The organism is Verrucosispora sp. SN26_14.1, from assembly GCF_004307965.1.
Lineage (GTDB): Bacteria > Actinomycetota > Actinomycetes > Mycobacteriales > Micromonosporaceae > Micromonospora.
Genome location: NZ_SISL01000662.1, coordinates 1 through 2,427 on the forward strand (window position 1 = coordinate 1; position 2,427 = coordinate 2,427).

Consider the following 2,427-nt stretch of genomic DNA (forward strand, 5'->3'; position numbering starts at 1 on the left):
GGCGGCAGCACCGCCACCCGCGCCGGCCGGGGCACCGGAGCCGGCCGGAACGCCGGAGCCGCCGAACGAGACGCCCGCGCCGCCGGACCCGCCCGAGGTGGACGCCTGCGCGCTGGTGACCAGGGCGGAGGCCGAGGAGTTGGCCGGTACGCCGTTGGAGGACCCGGTGCCGGTGGCGGACACCTGCACGTACACCGGGCCGGTCTCGGGGCCGCTGGCCCAGGTGGAGGTCTTCGTCGGCGACGGGGCGAAGAAGATCCTCGACATCGACCGGGAACTCGACCACGAGTTCGAGACGCTCTCCGGCATCGGCGACGAGGCGTACCTGGAGGAGGGGGCGGTCTTCGTCAGCGTCTCCGGGACCTGGGTGGCCGTCCGGTTGGTCCGGCTGGACGACCCGGCCGGGTACGTGGGACGCCTCACCGAGGTGGCCCGGACGGTGGCCGGGCGGTTGTGACACGGCCGCAGCCCGGTCACGCGCGATCGGGCTGCGCCCCGGGTGGCCGGCCCTCCTCCTGCCGCCGCCCGAACCGCTCCCGGACCGACTCGCTGGCCTGCGACTCCGAGCGGCCGAGGCTGCGCAGCAGGTCGGTGGCGACGGTCCGGATCTGTGCCACCACCACGCTGCCGGAGAAGCCCACCCCCTCGTGGTACGCCTCGGCGGCCCGGTCCACCGCCTTGAGGATCAGCCGCTCGGTGCGACCGGTGTGGTGCCCGCTCTCCGCCGCGATCTGCATCAGCGCGAGGGCGTCGCCGAAGTAGTGCACCGCCGCGGGCAGACCGGCCGGCACCGGTTCGTCGTCGCGGACCGCCGTGGCGGCCCGACGCAGCATCTCCTGGCAGCCCCGCACGGCCAGGTCGAGGTAGCGGACGCCGCGTTCGTAGTGCTCGAAGTCGGTCCGGCGGTGCCATCGGGCCGGTGAGATCGCCACCGCCTCCTGGGCTCCGGCGACCGCGTCGGAGATCAGTTTGACCTGCGGGTCGAGGGCGGTCAGGGCGTCCCGGGCCCGGGCCACCTCCTCGGCGTCGCCGGCCGACAAGCCGTCCGCGCCCACGTGCAGTTGCTCCATCAGCACCGTGAACAGCGGACGGGCCGCCCGCTGGACGAGCCGCACCGGGTTCACCGGCAGGACGGCCACCACCAGCACGGCGGCCAGCCCACCGATCGTGGCGTCGATGATCCTGGGCACCTCCAGCCCGCGTTGCACGGGCGCGAGCGTGGCGATCAGGACCGCCGTGCCGCCGGCCTGGGTCACCACCTGGCCGCCCCGGCTCAGCGTGAGGGCGAGCAGGATGGCCAGCGTCACGACGGTGCCGATCTGCCAGGGTCCGGTGCCGATGACCCAGATCAGGGCGTCGCCGACCACGATCCCGGCCAGCACGCCGATCAGCAGTTCCACGGTGCGGCGGGTCCGCCGGCCGATCGCGGCGGCGATCGTGCCCACCGCCGCGCTGGGCGCGAAGACCGGTGACGGATGCCCGAGCACCTGGTGCGCGACCGTCCAGGCGACGGCGGCGGCTGCTCCGGCCTGCACGGCGAGGATGGCGTACAGCTCCAGCGTCCGGCGCCGTTCCCGCCAGCCGATCCGTCCACTGATCCCGCCGACCACGCGGGCGACCATCCCGATCACCCGCCCGACGGCGCCCCGCAGCCATCCGCTGTCCCGTTCGTCCGTCGCCGTCACGCCGCCGACTACCCGCCCGGGCTGCGCTCATTCGCCGGTACGCGTCCGACAGTCCGGTACGCACACCCGCGAGGCACTCGTTCCGACACAACGCCCCTACCTGCGCAGAAGCAGCCAATATCAGCCTCAGTCGATTGACAAAGTTGTTGATCCCAACTTATGGTGCGAGCCGGCCGGACGTTTCCGGTGGTCCCGGCGGCGCTCGGCCAGCACCCGTCGACACCATCACCACACCGAGGAGCGTCATGGCCGGGCTGAGAGGCACACTACGCAGGACACGATGGCGGTTCGGCCTGGTCACCAGCGGGATAGCGGTCCTACTGGCCGGCGTCGGCCTGGTCAACGCGGGCGCCGCACACGCCGCCGCCGGTTGCCGGGTGGTCTACTCCGCCCCCAGCCAGTGGCCCGGCGGCTTCACCGCCAACGTCGACCTGACCAACCTCGGCGACGCGGTCAACGGTTGGCGGCTGACCTGGACGTTTCCCTCCGGCCAGCGGGTGACGCAGGCATGGAACGCCACCGTCACCTCCGCCGGCAACGACGTGACGGCCACCAACGTCGGCTACAACGCCGCCCTCGGCACCAACCAGAGCGTCTCGTTCGGCTTCAACGGCACCTACACCGGCACCAGCAACACCGCGCCGACCTCGTTCGCCCTCAACGGGGTCACCTGCACCGGGAGCGTCGGCCCGACCACCCCGCCGCCGACCACCCCGCCCCCCACCACGCCGCCGCCGACCAC

3 protein-coding genes are annotated in these 2,427 nt (G+C 73.3%); 2 read left to right on the plus strand and 1 reads right to left on the minus strand.

The window, feature by feature from the left end; genetic code table 11:
* Positions 1 to 457 (plus strand): hypothetical protein (locus tag EYA84_RS32795; protein WP_161595077.1); only part of this gene is annotated, 457 nt, incomplete at its 5' end.
* Between the two features lie 16 nt (positions 458 to 473).
* Here the strand turns inward: EYA84_RS32795 and EYA84_RS30570 are convergent.
* Complete coding sequence (locus EYA84_RS30570; protein WP_131057688.1) at positions 474 to 1,685, minus strand: aromatic acid exporter family protein; 1,212 nt, start codon at positions 1,683 to 1,685, stop codon at positions 474 to 476.
* Between the two features lie 245 nt (positions 1,686 to 1,930).
* Between EYA84_RS30570 and EYA84_RS30575 the strand changes: the two genes are divergently transcribed.
* A partial coding sequence (locus tag EYA84_RS30575) for a cellulose-binding domain-containing protein (RefSeq protein ID WP_201272531.1) occupies positions 1,931 to 2,427 on the plus strand: 497 nt, incomplete at its 3' end.